General features: G+C 62.0%; 15 protein-coding genes and 1 tRNA gene. 7 read left to right on the top strand and 9 right to left on the bottom strand.

The window, feature by feature from the left end; translation table 11 throughout:
- The first annotated feature begins 25 nt into the window (after nt 1-25).
- From EEB13_RS27060 to EEB13_RS27075, 4 genes are all read left to right on the top strand, one after another.
- Nucleotides 26-1,192, top strand: a complete 1,167-nt coding sequence (locus EEB13_RS27060; RefSeq protein WP_141486613.1) for a hypothetical protein — start codon at nt 26-28, stop codon at nt 1,190-1,192.
- Between the two features lie 3 nt (nt 1,193-1,195).
- The gene (locus tag EEB13_RS27065) at nt 1,196-1,978 is read left to right on the top strand and encodes an SDR family oxidoreductase (RefSeq protein WP_033236077.1); all 783 of its coding nucleotides are present in this window, start codon (nt 1,196-1,198) and stop codon (nt 1,976-1,978) included.
- Nucleotides 1,979-1,985: 7 nt separating this feature from the next.
- Nucleotides 1,986-3,125 (top strand): sulfotransferase family protein, encoded by a 1,140-nt coding sequence (locus EEB13_RS27070; protein WP_141486614.1) that lies wholly within the window; start codon nt 1,986-1,988, stop codon nt 3,123-3,125.
- Between the two features lie 108 nt (nt 3,126-3,233).
- Nucleotides 3,234-4,610: an alpha/beta hydrolase domain-containing protein gene (locus EEB13_RS27075; RefSeq protein ID WP_141486615.1), complete on the top strand. Its 1,377-nt coding sequence runs from the start codon at nt 3,234-3,236 to the stop codon at nt 4,608-4,610.
- A gap of 3 nt (nt 4,611-4,613) precedes the next feature.
- Here EEB13_RS27075 and EEB13_RS27080 read toward each other — a convergent pair whose 3' ends face one another.
- Both EEB13_RS27080 and EEB13_RS27085 read right to left on the bottom strand, forming a co-directional pair.
- A complete protein-coding gene (locus EEB13_RS27080; RefSeq protein ID WP_141486616.1) occupies nt 4,614-5,453 on the bottom strand; it encodes an alpha/beta fold hydrolase in 840 nt (279 codons plus the stop codon).
- A 575-nt stretch (nt 5,454-6,028) separates the two neighbouring features.
- Nucleotides 6,029-6,099: transfer RNA gene (locus EEB13_RS27085), tRNA-Cys, on the bottom strand.
- A 268-nt stretch (nt 6,100-6,367) separates the two neighbouring features.
- On the opposite strand from EEB13_RS27085, the gene EEB13_RS27090 reads away from it, so the two are divergent.
- Both EEB13_RS27090 and EEB13_RS27095 read left to right on the top strand, forming a co-directional pair.
- Nucleotides 6,368-7,621, top strand: coding sequence for a hypothetical protein (locus tag EEB13_RS27090; RefSeq protein WP_141486617.1), 1,254 nt, complete (start codon nt 6,368-6,370; stop codon nt 7,619-7,621).
- 75 nt (nt 7,622-7,696) lie between these two features.
- On the top strand, nt 7,697-8,908 hold the full coding sequence (locus EEB13_RS27095) for a multidrug effflux MFS transporter (RefSeq protein ID WP_051730677.1): 1,212 nt from the start codon (nt 7,697-7,699) through the stop codon (nt 8,906-8,908).
- On the opposite strand, the gene mraY is transcribed toward EEB13_RS27095, so the two are convergent.
- Nucleotides 8,905-9,981: a phospho-N-acetylmuramoyl-pentapeptide-transferase gene (gene mraY, locus EEB13_RS27100; RefSeq protein WP_095888632.1), complete on the bottom strand. Its 1,077-nt coding sequence runs from the start codon at nt 9,979-9,981 to the stop codon at nt 8,905-8,907. The two genes, EEB13_RS27095 and mraY, sit on opposite strands and share 4 nt — an antisense overlap.
- A gap of 85 nt (nt 9,982-10,066) precedes the next feature.
- Here mraY and EEB13_RS27105 point away from each other — a divergent pair, with 85 nt between their 5' ends.
- Nucleotides 10,067-10,579, top strand: a complete 513-nt coding sequence (locus tag EEB13_RS27105; RefSeq protein WP_033236071.1) for a MarR family winged helix-turn-helix transcriptional regulator — start codon at nt 10,067-10,069, stop codon at nt 10,577-10,579.
- Nucleotides 10,580-10,646: 67 nt separating this feature from the next.
- On the opposite strand, the gene EEB13_RS27110 is transcribed toward EEB13_RS27105, so the two are convergent.
- The 6 genes from EEB13_RS27110 to EEB13_RS27135 are packed head-to-tail and all read right to left on the bottom strand — an operon-like array spanning nt 10,647 to nt 16,876.
- A complete protein-coding gene (locus EEB13_RS27110; RefSeq protein WP_033236070.1) occupies nt 10,647-11,423 on the bottom strand; it encodes an enoyl-CoA hydratase in 777 nt (258 codons plus the stop codon).
- Nucleotides 11,420-12,316: a 3-hydroxyisobutyrate dehydrogenase gene (gene mmsB / locus EEB13_RS27115; RefSeq protein ID WP_033236069.1), complete on the bottom strand. Its 897-nt coding sequence runs from the start codon at nt 12,314-12,316 to the stop codon at nt 11,420-11,422. The genes EEB13_RS27110 and mmsB overlap by 4 nt, the downstream gene beginning before the upstream one ends.
- Nucleotides 12,317-12,339: 23 nt before the next feature.
- Nucleotides 12,340-13,398, bottom strand: coding sequence for an enoyl-CoA hydratase/isomerase family protein (locus tag EEB13_RS27120; RefSeq protein WP_033236068.1), 1,059 nt, complete (start codon nt 13,396-13,398; stop codon nt 12,340-12,342).
- On the bottom strand, nt 13,395-14,552 hold the full coding sequence (locus EEB13_RS27125; RefSeq protein ID WP_141486618.1) for an isobutyryl-CoA dehydrogenase: 1,158 nt from the start codon (nt 14,550-14,552) through the stop codon (nt 13,395-13,397). The genes EEB13_RS27120 and EEB13_RS27125 overlap by 4 nt, the downstream gene beginning before the upstream one ends.
- A 14-nt stretch (nt 14,553-14,566) precedes the next feature.
- Nucleotides 14,567-16,084, bottom strand: a complete 1,518-nt coding sequence (locus tag EEB13_RS27130) for a CoA-acylating methylmalonate-semialdehyde dehydrogenase (RefSeq protein WP_033236066.1) — start codon at nt 16,082-16,084, stop codon at nt 14,567-14,569.
- 57 nt (nt 16,085-16,141) lie between these two features.
- Nucleotides 16,142-16,876: a copper homeostasis protein CutC gene (locus EEB13_RS27135; protein ID WP_033236065.1), complete on the bottom strand. Its 735-nt coding sequence runs from the start codon at nt 16,874-16,876 to the stop codon at nt 16,142-16,144.

A 16,876-nucleotide genomic window follows, 5' to 3' on the forward strand; every position in this document is an offset into this window, starting at 1 on the left:
ACTGCCGGAACTGTGAGGAGCCAGCGTGCTGACGGACCCGTTTGCCCAGGCCATCGCCGAGGCCGAAAAACTCATCGAGACGGCCCCGCACATCAGATCCGAACAAGACCTGCTCGAGGGCTACCAGTACCTGGCAGGTGGAGTCATCGCGACAATGCACGCAGCCTGGGCCGCCGAGAAAACCCACCCCAGTTTCATCCAGGGAACCGGCCCCTTCACGAAAATGGGGCTCGACAACCCCGACACGTTGTACTTCGGCGCCCGCATCAACGACGATCAGGAATACAAGGTCACAGGAAAGCGCGGCACCACAGCCGATCTCAGCTTCCAGGTCCTGAGCGGCAACTACACCAACTCGAACGTGCCCGGTAGCGAGATTGCGTTCGACGACCGCGAGCTCGAGATCGCCGACGACGGCAGTTTTGTCGTGTGGTTCGGCCCCGGGCCGGCCGATGGCCGCGCCAATTACTACACACTTGCACCGGGATCGTCACAGCTCGTCGCGCGAGAGGTGTACAGCGACTGGAGCCAGGAACGCGGAGTCATCCGGATCGAGCGGACGGATTCGATCGGCACGGCGCCCGCGCCGCTCACCGCCGACGAAACCGAGAAGCGTTTTGCGCGGGCCGGGAAAGCACTGGTCACGCGGGTCAAGACGTGGCTGCAGTTCCCGGAGTGGTTCTACCTGAAGCTCCCGGTCAACACCATGACCGAACCTCGCCTGACCCCGGGTGGTCTTGCCACGCAGTACTCCTCGGTGGGGCACTACGAACTCACCGACGATCAGGCCATGGTCATCACCGTTCCGGCCTCGGATGCGCCGTACCAGGGCTTCCAACTCGGCAGCCTGTGGTACATCTCGCTCGACTACATCAATCACCAAACGTCACTCAACAACGGCCAGGCTCAGGTAGACCCGGACGGCAAGATCCGAATGGTGGTGAGCGAGAAGAATCCCGGCGTCACCAACTGGGTCGAAACTGTCGGCCACCCGCGCGGGATCCTGCAGTTCCGCTGGCAGCGGGTCTCGCGTGAACTGACACCCGAGGACGGTCCCACCGTCGAAATCGTTGCCGTTGAGGATATTCCGAAACACCTACCACATTTCGACACCAACGCCATCACTACCGATGAATGGGCAGAGCGAATCGCTCAGCGCCAGGCCGCCATCGACAACCGAATGCTGGGGTAACAGATGACCGAATTACTGAAGGACCGAGTAGTTGTCATTTCCGGAGTCGGCCCGGCACTGGGCCGTGCTCTGGCACTACGGTGTGCCTCGGCGGGTGCGAATCTTGTTCTCGCAGCGCGCACGCAGTCACGATTGGACGACGTTGCCAAGGAGATAGTCGACGCGGGTGGACGCGCTGTCACCGTCGCCACCGACATCACCGATCAGGCGTCCGCCGAAAACCTGGTGGCCGAATCCCTCTCCGCCTACGGCAAAGTCGACACGCTGATCAATAACGCCTTTTCCGTGCCGTCGATGAAGCCATTGGCGCGCACCGACTATCAGCACATCCGCGACAGCATCGAACTCACCGTTCTCGGCGCACTTCGACTGACGCAACTCTTCACAGCGCCGCTGGCGGAGTCGACGGGCTCGGTAGTGAACATCAACTCGATGGTTCTGCGACACTCTCAAGAGCGGTACGGCAGCTACAAGATGGCAAAGTCGGCACTGCTCGCGATGTCTCAGTCCTTGGCCACCGAACTCGGCCCACAGGGTATCCGCGTCAATTCGATTGCACCCGGATACATCTGGGGTGACACCCTCAAAGGTTACTTCGCCCATCAAGCTGAAAAGTTCGGTATGACCGTCGAGCAGATCTACGAGCACACTGCGGCCAACACCGATTTGAAGCGCCTCCCCACCACCGACGAGGTTGCCGACGCAGCAATCTTCCTCGCATCGCCGATGGCCAGCGCCATCACCGGCCAATGTATCGACGTCAACTGCGGCGAATTCCATCACTAGGAGCATCATGGCTGAGCGCACACACGTCGGAACCGTCGAAGATCTTCATGCATCCGCAACCAAGATGACGGGGCTCACCGATTTCGGCGTCGACGATTACACCGAAGCTCTGTCGGTTCTCCTCGAGTCGTACGACCGCGACGAGGACCTGACTCCGTTCGGCAGCAAAATCTCTCGCGTTTTCCTCCGCGGTGCACTTGTTGCCCGCCTCCTCAGTGAATCTGCGTGGAAGCAGCATCCGGAGCATGCCGAGGTCAAGATCGAACGCCCGATTTTTGTCACCGGGTTGCCCCGCACCGGAACCACCGCGCTGCACCGACTCTTGACGGTCGACCCCGCGCATCAGGGTCTCGAAATGTGGCTGACGGAGTTTCCGCAGCCTCGCCCGCCACGCGATACGTGGGCATCGAACCCGGTGTTCGCCAAGATCGAGGAGACGTTCGGCCAACACCACGTCGAACACCCCGAGTTCATGGGTGTGCACTACATGTCCGCCAGTGAAGTCGAAGAATGCTGGCAACTGCTCCGGCAGACCTTCAAGTCGGTCTCGTACGAGTGCCTGGCCAACCTACCCACGTACTCGAACTGGCTGAAGGGCCAGGAATGGTCCAATGCCTATGCGCGCCACAAGAAGAACTTGCAGCTGATCGGTCTCCCGGATCAGGATCGTCGATGGGTTCTCAAGAACCCCAGCCACCTGTTTGCACTCGACGAACTGATGGCTGTGTACCCGGACGCCTTGATCGTCCAGACGCACCGCTCCCCCACGACAATCATTCCGTCGGTCTGCAGCCTCGCTGCGCAAGCCACCGAGGGGTGGTCGAATACGTTCACCGACAAGGTGATCGGCGAAAGCCAGCTCGAATTGTGGGCCCGAGGGCTCGAACAATTCGACGCGGCACGGGCCCACCACAATCCCGCCCAATTCATCGACGTCGACTACCAGGATTTTGTTGCCGATCCACTCGCCACCGTCGAGAACATCTACACCCACTTCGACCTTCCGTTGACCTCCACCGCCCAACAGTCGATGGAGGCAATGCATGACGAAAGTCGTTCCGGTGCACGCAAACCTGCACACAAGTACACCCTGGAGGAGTTCGGCCTGAATGCCGAGCAAGTCGAGGAGCGATTCGGGGTGCGCTGACGCGTCCCGCTCATCGGGAAAAGTCTCGGCGACGGGCCCTCCACTGTGTGATCATCCGCGAGAACCGAACTCGTCGGTTGTAGCCGAAAACCGGAGGGCCCGCTCGCGATGACTCTGCATCTCAACCGATCTGCACTTGTTTCCGGACCGATCGGCGGCGGATCCCACGGGTTCCCCGGTACGTCGACATCGTTGGATATCGCGGCGGCAGGGTACGTCGAACGAGAGTTTTTTGTCAGCGGCGATGCCGTGTCGTACGTCGCCGCAGAAGACTGGGCGTCCGACGGTCAGTGGTCGGTAACGGAAGGACCCACCGCACCGTTTACCACCCGGATCCTTGTACGCACACCTACCGACCCCAGCCGGTTCAACGGAACCGTGGTTGTCGAGTGGCTCAATGTCAGTGGCAACACCGATATCGATGTCGACTTCGGACACATGAACCAGGAGATCACGAGAGGGTATGCGTGGGTGGGTGTTTCCGCGCAGGCTGCCGGAATCACCAGCACCGGAGGCAGCGGCCTCGGAGACGGGGTCGTGGGCCTTCTCACCTGGGATCCCGAGCGTTACGGCGCACTTGATCACCCCGGTGACCATTACTCCTACGACATCTTTTCTCAGGTCGGCGCTGCCCTACGTGCGCCCGGCGATGTCGATCCGCTTGGCGGCCTGATTCCGACACAACTGCTCGCAGCCGGGCAGTCACAGTCAGGTTTCCGCATGCTGACCTACGCCAACGCCGTTCATTCTCATGCACGAGTCTTCGACGGCATGATCATTCACGCGCGCGGAGGTATCGGAGCTCCGCGCGGCGACGGCATGATGCTCATGGATCCGGCGCCTGCCCGCGTGCGCACGGATCTCGACGTTCCGGTTTTCCAGTTGATCACCGAGACCGAGCTTTTCGAACTGTGCGGTGGACCAGGACCCACCAGTTTTGTCGCGGCCCGTCAGCCCGACACCGACATGATCCGAACCTGGGAAATCGCCGGCACAGCGCACTCCGACGCCTATTCTCTGAAAATCCTTCATCCACAGTATGTTCGGCAGTTCTCCGACATCAGGGATCTGGCAGCCCTGTTCCCGATCGTCAACGACGGACCGCAGCGCTACGTCGCCAACGCCGCTTTGCGCGGGCTGCGTGAGTGGGCTGCGGGCGGCGCGGCACCCACCTCAGCACCCGTCATCGACACTGCCGACAATGCGGTGCTGCGAGACCGGCACGGCAACGCGACCGGCGGCGTGCGCACTCCTCAACTCGACGTCCCGATTGCCACGTTGACGGGCGAACTGACCCATGTGCCGCATAACGGCGCAACCGTCGCCTTCGACGCGGCGACACTCACTGAGCTCTACCCAAGCCACGACGTGTACGTCACCGCCTTCTCCGACGCCGCTCGGCGTGCCGTCGACAGCGGTTTCCTGCTCCCCGAGGACGCTGCGATTCTGATCGCCGACGCTCAGGGATCCGACGTCGGCCGCTAGCGGTCACTTCTGCAGGTGCTCTGCGAGCAACCGGTCCAGTTGCTGCGGTGCCTCGTCGGGTATCCAGTGGCTCACGCCGCGAAGAACTTCGAATCGGTACGGGCCGTCCACGAATCGCGTCGTGAGTTCGGCTCCCTTTCTCCCGAGCACGATGTCGCCGTCGCTCCAGATGTGCAGGGTCGGCACGTTGATGCGTCCGGAACCCGCGCTCGGACTGCTGAACGCCAATGCACGGTACCAATTCAGGCCACCGCGTAGACGTCCCGGCATGGCCAGCGCGTCCCGATCACGGCGGGCGCACTCGGGGCTCTGCCCGCTCCTGACCAGGATTGTGTCAGCGGTTCGGCGCAGTATCCATTCCGGAAGTATCGGCAGCTGGAAGGCAAGCATGTACCACGATCGCAGGGCTTGACTGCTGGTCAGCAATGCTCGGACAAACGCCGCAGGATGCGGAACCGACAACGCCGTCAAGGTGCGGATCAAGTCCGGGCGCTCGGCCGCGACCTGCCAAGCCACGGCGGCTCCCCAGTCGTGGCCGACCAGGTGCACCGGGGCGCCGCCGGCTGCGTCGATCAGGGCAACAGTGTCGGCGGCAAGCTCGCTGCGGCGATACGCACTCCGAGCGCTCGGCCGGGCCTCCGGCGAATAGCCACGTTGATCCGGCGCGAGCGTCCGATAGCCCCGGGCATGGAGCAACGGCACCAGCCCATCCCAGGACGTCGAATCCTGCGGAAATCCGTGAAGTAGGACAACTACCGGCCCGTCTAGTGGGCCTTCATCGCGGACGTCAAACGACAATCCAGAGCGTGTGTACCTTCGTAATCTCGGCACCGGGCGCGTCATAACACGACTTTAAGTGCAATTCGTTACATTTGTGACCCGGTCCACCGTCCACGGAAGCGTGACGTTAGGTATCTTGCTTGCAGCGGTACTGGACCACAGTTCCCACAAACGTAAGGACTTACGACATGCAGTCTGTTGAAGACGTATTGCCCGAAGGCGTCACCCTCGATGACATCACCAAGGTTTTCAAGCTCGGTGCCGCTGCCATCGCCTTCTTCACCGCGGTGTCCGCCTTCAGCTGATCACCACGCTTCACAAAAAACTGGCCGGCCTTCGGGGAGTCCGGCCAGTTTTTGTATGTTGACCCAGATTTCATTCTTCCGAAAGCGGCAAACCGCCCAAAAAGCCGTCAGGCTTGCTAACTTTCTCCTGCACGGCACAACGCCGAGCACTTCAACACTCGGAGGACATTCGTGGGTTCCATCAGCACGCTCAGCACAGTCATCGACGTCCTTGCAGCGATCCAGAAGGCCTTGAAGCTTATTCCGGTGAACAGCTGATCGTTGCAGAACACTCGCCAGATGGTCGGCGAGAAACAAGCGGGGCCGACTTTTGTCGGCCCCGCTTGTCATTCGAGCGGATGGCGGGATTCGAACCCACGTGAACGGCTTTGCAGGCCGGTGCCTAGCCACTCGGCCACACCCGCGTCATGAAGTAACTATGCCCTCGATGCCGCCGCCGAACCACAGTTTTGATCAGCGTGATTCGGGCTACGCCCCTGTGTGCCTTTCCGGTAGCGGGCACTACCAGAAAGGCGCACGGGGGCTTAGCCCCCTCTTTGCTGGGTTACTGACCGCCAAAGGAGGGGTACTCGCTTGGGAAATACCGACTGTGCCGTACCAGAACAGGCATGGTTCACTCGGGGCTGGAGTGACGCAAGTTACGCCATGCCCCCGAGACGAAAGGCAGCACCGATGCCCCGAGCACGACTTACGGCCGCGACTGCCCTGGCCGCAGCTGCACTGGCCACATTGACAGGTCTCGCTGCGATCGTCGTTGCACCACCTATCGCCTCGGCCGAGAGCACCAACGGCACCGGCATGGCCTATTCGGACCGGACCTTCCAGCCGTTCACCGCGTCGAACGGTCTTTCGTCGAAATACCACGTGTACGCCGCGGGCATTCCCCAAGACCATGCCGCCGGCTTGGTGCTGCAGTTCCACGGAGACGGGGCGTACGAATTCGCGAACCCCACCTCGTCGTACAGCCTCGGCGGCCCGTCGGGCATCGTGGCACAAGCCCGCTCACGGGGTTACATCACCGTCCCCGTGCGCACCCCGGACTCTGCCGGCGAAATTACGTGGTGGGAAAACGGGAGCGCAAACGCAGACTTTGTCGCAAACCTGCTCGACACTCTCGAAACGGGCTACAACATCGACACCGAGGACATCTGGCTCGTCGGCTACAGCGGGGGCTCCCAGTTCATCACTCAGTTCTTCCTACCGAAGTACTCGAGCAAGATCGACGGCGGCGGCACTGTGGTCTTCGGCGGCGGCGGCGTGCCACGCGTCTCGGCGCAGCCCTTTGCCGGCGGCCTGATCGCCAACCTTCCCATGCATTGGTACACCGGGGCCGCCGACAACGGCACTAACGTCAGCGACGGTTACAACGCCGTGCTCGACGCACAGAAGGGGTCGGCTTGGTATTCGGCACAGGGCTTTACGACGGATCTCGAGTCTCCCGCCGGCCTCGGCCACAACCTCTCCGGCACATTCGGCACGGTTCTCGCGCGTCACCTGGACGATCACGCCCCGAACAATCAGGTTCCCACAACCACCGTCGCCGCTACCCCCGAGCCGACTGCGACCCAGCCGACGACAACAACAACCAGCCCTCCCCCGATCACCACGACAACGGCGCCGGTCACGACTACAACAACGCCGGTCGCTACGACTACGACAACACCACCACCGGCGGTGTGGAACTACACGCTGACTCCGACGAGGATCGGCGCAAATCTAGTCGTCACTATTCCTGCCGGAACCAGTCGGACTACGTTCCGGGTCACAGCCACCCAAGGCCCGTTCTACGTGTACAACTACACAACGCGTACCGGTCTGCGGACGCTGAGCATCGTCTCCAGTCTCGCCCCGGATACGACGTACAACTACACCGTGGAAGCCGATGACGAGATCGTCGGGTCGGGGTCCTTCCGAACACTTCCCTGACCGACGGGAACAAATCGGACCGTCCTGTTGCTGACTTGCTTCGTGACTGCCGAGAAGACCGCCACCGCACCACCCGTGGATCCCGCTGCTTCGCCGACAACGGTCGAACGCAAGCCGAGCATCGGAAAGATCCTTGCTCTCGGATCCATGACGGCGCTCGGCCCCTTCACCATCGACATGTATCTACCGGCGTTGCCGGATATCGCCGACGACCTCGGCACCTCGTCGTCGACGGTCCAGCTGACGATCACGGGAACGTTGATCGGACTGGCCCTCGGGCAATTGCTCGTCGGCCCGCTCTCGGACACTCTCGGCCGCAAGAAACCATTGCTCGCCGGCATCGGCGTGCACATCGTCGCGTCGTTGCTGGCCGTATTTGCGCCCACGATTGCTGTTCTCGGCATCCTAAGGGTGTTCCAGGGAATGGGCGCCGCTGCTGCCGCTGTGGTCACGATGGCGATCGTGCGCGATCTGTACAGCGGCAATACTGTCGCCGTCGTCATGAGTCGGCTGATGCTTGTTCTCGGCGTCGCACCGATTCTGGCCCCCAGCATCGGCGGCGCACTGTTGGTCGCGCTCGATTGGCGCGGGATCTTTGTTGTCCTTGCATTGATCGGTGTCGGCACGGCCATGATCGGCGCCTTCGGGATTCCGGAGACTCTGCCCCGCGAGAAGCGGCGCGCCAGCGGCGTGCGATCAGTTCTCCAGATGTACGGATCGCTTCTCCGTGATCGCACCTTCATGGTCCTGACGCTGGTCTCCAGCGTCGGTATGGCGTCTCTGTTCGCGTACGTTTCCGGTGCCTCGTTTGTCTATCAGGACCAGTACGGCCTCAATCAGCAGGAGTTTGCACTGCTGTTCAGCGCCGGCGCCATTGCACTGATCGGCGCGTCACAGGTCAACGTCCGTCTGCTGGATCGCTGGACGCCGCAGCAGATCACCCGGTCGGCGCTTGTCACTGCAGTTGCCTCTGGAGTCTTGGTCATCGTCGTCGCGGCGCTCGACCTTGGCGGCCTGATCGGATTTGTGATCGCGCTGTGGGTCATGCTCGGCGCGGTGGGATTTGTTCTACCGAACGCCCCGGCACTGGCACTCTCCCGTCACGGAGAAGCAGCCGGAACGGCTGCCGCGATGCTGGGCGCGTTCCAGTTCGGTGTGGGCGCTGCCATCGCCCCGGCTGTCGGACTGCTCGGAAACACCAGTACTGCGCTCGCCGTCACGATGACGGCCTGTGTTTCCGTGGGATTGATCGCTCTAGTGGCGACTAGCCGCACGGCTCAGGTCTAGCCGGCAGCCGCAAACCATTCGCTGTAGAAGGTCGCCAGTCCGATCACGCAGGAAATGGCCACGAAAATCCAGAAGCGAGCGATCACCACTGTCTCGGGCCAACCGAGTAACTCGAAGTGATGATGTATCGGGGCCATCTTGAATACGCGTCGGCCGGACGATTTGAACACAAGCACCTGGATGATCACCGACAGGATCTCGGCCACGAACAGGGCGCCGATGATGACCATCAGTAGTTCGGTGTGTGTGGTGACCGAAAGACCGACAACCAAACCGCCGAGTGCCAATGAACCGGTGTCGCCCATGAAGATCTGAGCCGGCGCCGCGTTCCACCACAGGAACCCGAGGCACGCCCCACCCGCCGCTGCGGCAACTATCGCAAGGTCGAGTGGGTCGCGAACGTCGTAGCACCCGGCAACAGGATCGAGGACGCAGGAGTTCCGGTACTGCCATCCTGCGATGACAACGTAAGTGCCCAGGATCATGCCCATCGACCCGGCTGCGAGGCCGTCGAGACCGTCGGTGAAGTTGACGGCGTTGGACCACGCAAAGACAAGCACGCAGAAGAAGATCAGGAACCCGATGGTTCCCATCGAGAACACCGAGATATCTCGAACGTGGGAGAGATATTGACTGCCGGGCGTTACGCCCTTGCTGTTGGAGAACTGCAGAAACAGCACACCGAAAATGATGGCGCTCGCCAACTGTCCGACGGTCTTCGCCGTCTTGTTCAATCCGAGGTTGCGTTTCTTGCGGATCTTGATGAAGTCGTCGAGGAAGCCGACCACGCCCAACGATGTTGCCAGCGCCAGCACCAACCATCCCGACGCGGACAATCTGGGCAGGCGCGAACCGAAACCGATGGCATGGGCAGCCAGGTACCCGGCCCACATGCCCGCGATAATCGCGATGCCGCCCATGGACGGCGTACCGCGCTTACCCTGATGGCTCTGCGGACCGTCGATGCGGATCTCATGCCCGAGCCCCTGTTTGGACAACACCCGGATAAGGAAGGGCGTCAAGAACAGAGCGACGAACAACGAGACGCCACCCGCGACGAGGATTGAAATCACTCGGAGGACTCTACAGATGTGACGGCCCGCGACACATAATCAGACAAGGCGCTCAGGCTCTGGCAGGCATGGGATGATCGAACGTATGCCTCCCCTTTCGCCGCTTCCCATCGACCCCATCGAAGAGGCACATCGGCAATGGACCGAGCACGGTTGGAGTGACGTTGCCGACGGGATGGCCGCTGTCACGTCGGTGATGCGGGCGCAGCAGATCATGATGGCGCGAGTCGAGGAAGTGCTCAAACCGCTCGGGTTGACGTTCGCTCGCTACGAGTTGTTGACACTGCTTACCTTTACGAGGTCGGGCGCACTGCCCATGACGAAGGCCAGCGCACGCTTGCAGGTTCACCCCACCAGCGTCACGAATGCGGTGGATCGCCTCGAGAAAGCGCAATTGGTACGACGTGTCCCTCACCCCAGCGATCGTCGTACAACACTCATCGAGATTTCGGATTCCGGCCGAGCACTGGCGCTCGAGGCTACGGAACTGCTGAATGCCAAGGTCTTTGCGAACCCAGGCTTGGAACCGGACAAGCTCACGCAATTAGTGACAATCCTCACTGAATTGCGGAAGACCGCTGGCGATTTCGAGGGGTGAAACCACAACGATCCTGAAGGATTTCACTCGCTGAGCGAGCAGAATCCTTCAGGATCGTGGGGACTTGTCAGCGGTGCTTGAACTCAGCTGACCGCTTCTCGACGAATGCGGCCATGCCTTCCTTCTGATCTTCGGTAGCGAAGGTCGAGTGGAAGACCCGACGCTCGAAGCGGACGCCCTCGGCGAGGGAAGACTCGAAGGAGCGGTTGACCGCTTCCTTGGCCATCATCGCGATCGGCAGGGACATCTCGGCAATCGTGGTTGCCGTCTTCAGTGCGTCGTCGAGCAGATCTGCCGCCGGGACGATGCGAGACACCAGGCCGGCGCGCTCGGCTTCTTCGGCGTCCATATTGCGTCCGGTGAGGCACATTTCCATGGCCTTTGCCTTGCCCACCGCGCGGGTAAGACGCTGTGAGCCACCGATTCCGGGGATAACTCCGAGCTTGATCTCGGGCTGGCCGAACTTGGCGTTATCCGCGGCGATGATGAAGTCGCAAAGCATCGCGAGTTCGCAACCGCCGCCGAGTGCGTATCCGGCGACAGCGGCGATCAGCGGCTTGCGAGCTGCGGCAACTCGATCCCACGGGGTGAAGAAATCCTCGACGTACGCGTCCATGTACGTCTTGGACTGCATTTCCTTGATGTCGGCGCCGGCGGCAAATGCGCGCTCGGAACCGGTGATCAGAATGGCACCGATGTTGTTGTCCGCTTCGAGGTCGGTTACCGCGGCAACAACCTCGTTCATCAGCTCGGAGTTGAGTGCGTTGAGCGCCTTGGGACGGTTGAGCGTGATGACGCCGACGCGGCCCTTACGCTCGAGAATGATGGTGTTGAAGTCGGTCACTGCTGTCCTTCGGTCGAACGGTCTCGGATGTCGTTGATGATGGCAGAGAAGTCCTGACCACCGGCACCCGCGGCATGGTACTGGCTGTAGAGCTCAGCAGCCTTGAGACCGAGTTCGGCGTCAACACCATTGGTACGCAGGGCATTTGCTGCCAGACCGAGATCCTTGTCCATCAACGCGACCGCAAAACCCGGCTGGTAGTCGTTGTTGGCCGGGCTGGTAGGCACCGGTCCTGGTACCGGGCAGTTGGACGTGAGCGCCCAGCACTGTCCCGATGCGTTGGATGCGACGTCGAAGAGTGCCTGGTTGCTCAGTCCGAGCTTCTCGCCCAGAACGAATGCTTCGCTGATCGCGATCATCGAGACACCGAGGATCATGTTGTTGCAGATCTTCGCGGCCTGACCGACACCGGCGTCGCCGCAGTGAACGACCTTGCGGCCCATCACGTCCAGCAATGGAGACGCGGCCTGGAAGTCCTCTTCGGATCCGCCGACCATGAATGCGAGGGTTCCGGCGGTTGCGCCGACAACACCACCGGAGACCGGGGCGTCGACGCTACGGTGTCCGGCGGCCTCTGCCCGCTCGTGTGCTTCGCGGGCATCGGCGACGTCGATCGTCGAACAGTCGATGAACAGTGTGCCCGGCTTAGCGACGGGCAGCAGATCGTCGTACAGCCCCAGAACGTGCTTGCCGCTCGGCAGCATCGTGATGACGACGTCGGCGTCGCGCACCGCATCGACAGCCGAATCCGCTACCGATGCACCGTCTTTGACCGCCTGCTCGAGGGCAGCCGGTGCCAGGTCGAACCCGACTACCGTGTGTCCGGCCTTGACGAGGTTGGCCGCCATCGGTCCACCCATGTGTCCGAGTCCGATAAATCCAATGGTGCTCATTAGTGATGCTCCTTCGGCGGTGATCAGTTGCCTTGCGGTTGAGGGGTGAGGCCGAGTTCCTGCTCGCCGAGGGGTGCAAAATACGCGTCCACGGCGGCTTCGGTGACGTCCGCGAGGGTCGCGGGCAGCCACTGCGGGTTGCGGTCCTTCTCGACCACCTGTGCGCGGATGCCCTCGACGAGGTCGTGCGAACTCAGTGACGCCGTCGACACCCGGAACTCCTCGTTCAGAACGTCTTCGAGACTGTCGGCACCCTTGGCGTGACGAAGTGAACGCAACGTGACGGCCAGCGCGATCGGCGACTTACCGAGAATCTGCTCGGCGGCCTTCTCCGCTTCGGGAATTCCACTGGCGCGCAGTCGCTCGACAATCGCGACGACATTGTCTGCCGAGTACGCGGCGTCGATCCAACTCTGCTGTGCCAGTAGTTCCGAAACCGGTGCGGGCTCGGCAAATTGAGCAACGGCCTGCTCTACCGTCGACGATGCGATCGCCTCGATGAACGTCTCGATGTTCTCGGACGGGATGAAGTGATCCGCGAATCCTGTCGCGATGGCGTCGCCGGCACTCAAGCGTGCCGTGGTGAGCGCGATGTGTGTTCCCAGCTCTCCGGGAGCGCGCGAGAGCAGGTACGTTCCGCCGACGTCGGGGATGAATCCGATTCCGGTCTCGGGCATTCCGATCATGGAACGCTCGGTCACGATGCGGACGTCGCCGTGTGCGGACACTCCGACACCTCCGCCCATGACGATGCCGTCCATGATTGCAATGTACGGCTTCGGGTAGTTCGAGATCTCGGCGTTGAGGATGTACTCGTCGCGCCAGAAGTCGAGCGAACCGGTCTTGCCGTCCTTGGCGTCGTGGTAGATCGAGACGATGTCGCCGCCCGCGCACAAGCCACGTTCGCCTGCACCGGTCAGGACAACGGCCTTGACCTCGTCGTCGGACTTCCAGGCCTCGAGTGCCGCGGCCATCGCCGTCACCATCGAGTGATTGAGCGCGTTGATCGCCTTGGGACGGTTGAGGGTGATGAGTCCCAGCCCGTCGCGCTTCTCGATCAGAACTTCGTTCTCTTCGGTCATGCTGCTCCCTGCTTTCCCTGCCCTGCGATCACACTGCGAGCGATGACCACACGCATGATCTCGTTGCTGCCTTCGAGGATCTGGTGAACGCGAAGATCGCGAACGATCTTCTCGATCCCGTACTCAGCAAGATAGCCGTACCCGCCGTGAAGCTGTAGCGCCCGGTTGGCCACGTCGAAACCGTTGTCGGTCGCGAAGCGCTTCGCCATCGCGCACAGTTCCACGACATCGGGTGCGCCCTCGTCGAGAGCTGCGGCAGCGCGCCACAGCAGGGTTCGCGCAGCTTCCAGGTCGGTCCGCATATCGGCGAGCTGGAACTGCAGAGCCTGCGATTCGATCAACGCCGAACCGAAAGCCTTGCGGTCCACCAGATATCCGACGGCTTTGTCGAACGCCGCCTGTGCGCCGCCCACCGAGCACGCCGCGATGTTGAGGCGACCGCCGTTGAGGCCCTTCATCGCGATGCGGAATCCGCTGCCTTCTTCGCCGAGCATGTTGGCGGCGGGAACGCGCACGTCCTCCATGATCACCTGACGAGTGGGCTGTGCGTTCCAGCCCATCTTGATCTCGTTGGCACCGAAGGACAGGCCAGGCGCATCCTTCGGCACGATGAACGCCGTGATTCCCTTGGCACCAGCAGATCCGGTTCGGGCCATCACGACGTAGACATCGGAAGTCCCTGCGCCGGAGATGAACTGCTTGACACCGTTGAGGATGTAGTCGTCGCCGTCGCGAACAGCCTTGGTGCTCAAGCCGGCCGCGTCGGAACCTGCACCGGGTTCGGTCAGGCAGTAACTGCCCAACTGATCCATCGAGCAGAGTCCGGGTACCCACTTGTGGCGCTGTTCGTCGTTGCCGAACTGGTCGATCATCCACGTGACCATGTTGTGGATGGAGATGTACGCGGCGATCGACGGATCTCCCTTGGCGAGCTCCTCGAAGATCCGAGCGGCGTCGACGCGGGTCAGTTCACTGCCACCGACATCCTCGCGAATGTAGATCCCGCCCATCCCCAGGGACGCCGCCTTGCGGAGAACGTCCACCGGGAAATGCTTGGTCTGATCCCACTCCACCGCATTCGGTGCCAGATGCTCGGCCGCGAAGTCGCGGGCAGTGTCACGAATCGCCCGCTCGTCATCGGTCAGAGTAAACATGGAAGGTAGTCCGATCAGTTCATCGTGGGGATGACGAAGTGATTGGTCTCTTCCTTCTTGCCGGAAGGCCAACGCTGCGTCACCGTCTTGGTCTTGGTGTAGAAGCGGAAGGAGTCGGGACCGTGCTGGTTCAGGTCACCGAAGCCGGAGCGCTTCCAGCCACCGAAGGTGTGGTACGCGATCGGGACCGGGATCGGCACGTTGACGCCGACCATGCCGACGTTGACGCGGGCCGTGAAGTCACGAGCGGTATCGCCGTCACGGGTGAAGATGGAGACGCCGTTTCCGTACTCGTGTTCCGTCGGAAGACGCAGTGCCTCTTCGTAATCGGCAGCGCGCACAACCTGAAGTACGGGTCCGAAGATTTCTTCCTTGTAGATGCGCATATCCGACGTAACGTTGTCGAACAGGGTTGCGCCGGCGAAGAATCCGCCTTCATGGCCTTCGAGGGTGAAGCCGCGGCCGTCGACGACTGCCGTTGCGCCCTCGTCGATGCCGATCTGCACGTAGTTGTTGACGCGGTCGAGGGCGTCCTGGCAGACGAGGGGTCCGAAGTCGACACCTTCGTCGTCACTGCGACCGATCTTGAGCTTCGCGACGCGTTCCTTCAGCTTGGCAACCAGCGCATCTGCCGTCTCTTCGCCGACGGGAACGGCAACGGAGATGGCCATGCAACGCTCACCGGCGCTGCCGTAGCCGGCACCGATCAGGGCGTCGGCAACCTCGTCGAGGTCTGCGTCGGGCATGACGATCGCGTGGTTCTTGGCACCACCGAAGCACTGTGCACGCTTGCCGTGAGCTGCGGCGGTCTCGTAGATGTACTGGGCGATCGGCGTGGAGCCGACAAAACCGACAGCCTTGATGCGGTCGTCGGTGAGCAGGACGTCGACAACTTCCTTGTCACCGTTGACCACGTTGAACACGCCAGCGGGCAGTCCGGCTTCGAGGAACAGCTCGGCCAGGCGCAGCGGCACGGAGGGGTCACGCTCGGACGGCTTGAGAATGAAGGCGTTACCTGCGGCGAGGGCCGGGCCGGCCTTCCACAGCGGGATCATCGCGGGGAAGTTGAAGGGCGTGATGCCGGCAACGACGCCCAGCGGCTGACGCATCGAGTACACGTCGATACCCGTGCCTGCGCTCTCGGTGAATTCGCCCTTGAGCAGGTGCGGAGCACCGACGGCAAATTCGATGACCTCGAGGCCACGCTGGATGTCACCCTTGGCGTCAGCGACGGTCTTGCCGTGCTCGGACGAGAGGAGACGAGCGAGGGAGTCCATCTCAGCCTGAGCGAGCTGGAGGAATTTCATGAGCACGCGGGCGCGCTTCTGCGGGTTGAAAGCAGCCCAGACCTTCTGCGCCTCTTCTGCATTGGCGATGATGGCTTCGGTTTCGGCCTTGCTTGCGAGCGGGACGCGCGCCTGAACCTTACCGGTGTTGGGATCGAAGACGTCTGCAAATCGATCGGAAGCTCCGGGAACCCGCTTGCCACCGACGAAGTGCGTCAACTCTTGAACTGCCGCATTGTCAACCATTGTGCTAACCCGTTCCTTGCTCGTTGTGGACTGCCCGAGAAGCAGCGCCGAGTATGTCTACCATCCTATAGTTGGATGTCCATGTATGTCTAGGGCCGAAGCCGCGGACAGCGCAATTTCCCGGTCAGTGACCTCATATCCACCGCTACCACCGCCCGGCCCACCGGAACCTTCGACGATCGCGCGAGCGGACAAGTGGATCGCGTCGACTCCGGTCGCCGCAATTGCGGCAATATCGGGAATCCGGACGCCGCCACCGGCCATGATCTGGATCCGCCCCGCGGCGTGATCGACCAGGGTCCCCAACTCCGCCAGCCCTTCGGCGCAGGTCGGGGCACCGCCCGACGTCAAGACCCGGGTTACTTCGAGATCCACCAAGATGTCGAGTGCCACATTTCTGTCCGGCACCACGTCGACGGCGCGGTGTGCGGTGACTTCGACAGTTGACGGGTCGATGCAGTCGATGATCGAACGCATCGCGTCGACATCGACCGCGGAGGTTTCGGTCAGAGCGCCGATCACTATCCCGGACGCACCTGCTGCCACTGCGGCGCGTGTGTCACGGCATATCACCACCATCTCGTCGGCAGAGTATACAAATCCACCAGCCCGTGGCCGGATCAGGACATGCACCGGAACACCCACTGCCACAACTGCTTCGATCAATCCGTAGCTGGGGGTGAGACCACCGGTTGCCCCCAGTGCCGCACAGAGTTCAACACGCGCCGCCCCCACGGCGAGTGCGATCTGCGCCCCACGAACATCCTGAACGGCAAGTTCGAGAGCGCTCAT

The organism is Rhodococcus sp. WS3, assembly GCF_003797085.1.
Classification (GTDB): Bacteria; Actinomycetota; Actinomycetes; order Mycobacteriales; family Mycobacteriaceae; genus Rhodococcus_F; species Rhodococcus_F globerula.

What these genes read in the sequence shown, in the direction of transcription:
- EEB13_RS27075 (WP_141486615.1), top strand. Translation starts at nt 3,234, where the DNA reads ATGACTCTGCATCTCAACCGATCTGCACTTGTTTCCGGACCGATCGGC.
- EEB13_RS27105 (WP_033236071.1), top strand. Translation starts at nt 10,067, where the DNA reads ATGCCTCCCCTTTCGCCGCTTCCCATCGACCCCATCGAAGAGGCACAT.
- EEB13_RS27130 (WP_033236066.1), bottom strand. Translation starts at nt 16,084, where the DNA reads ATGGTTGACAATGCGGCAGTTCAAGAGTTGACGCACTTCGTCGGTGGC.
- EEB13_RS27120 (WP_033236068.1), bottom strand. Translation starts at nt 13,398, where the DNA reads ATGACCGAAGAGAACGAAGTTCTGATCGAGAAGCGCGACGGGCTGGGA.
- EEB13_RS27090 (WP_141486617.1), top strand. Translation starts at nt 6,368, where the DNA reads ATGCCCCGAGCACGACTTACGGCCGCGACTGCCCTGGCCGCAGCTGCA.
- EEB13_RS27080 (WP_141486616.1), bottom strand. Translation starts at nt 5,453, where the DNA reads ATGACGCGCCCGGTGCCGAGATTACGAAGGTACACACGCTCTGGATTG.
- EEB13_RS27070 (WP_141486614.1), top strand. Translation starts at nt 1,986, where the DNA reads ATGGCTGAGCGCACACACGTCGGAACCGTCGAAGATCTTCATGCATCC.
- EEB13_RS27135 (WP_033236065.1), bottom strand. Translation starts at nt 16,876, where the DNA reads ATGAGCGCTCTCGAACTTGCCGTTCAGGATGTTCGTGGGGCGCAGATC.
- EEB13_RS27065 (WP_033236077.1), top strand. Translation starts at nt 1,196, where the DNA reads ATGACCGAATTACTGAAGGACCGAGTAGTTGTCATTTCCGGAGTCGGC.
- EEB13_RS27125 (WP_141486618.1), bottom strand. Translation starts at nt 14,552, where the DNA reads ATGTTTACTCTGACCGATGACGAGCGGGCGATTCGTGACACTGCCCGC.
- mmsB (WP_033236069.1), bottom strand. Translation starts at nt 12,316, where the DNA reads ATGAGCACCATTGGATTTATCGGACTCGGACACATGGGTGGACCGATG.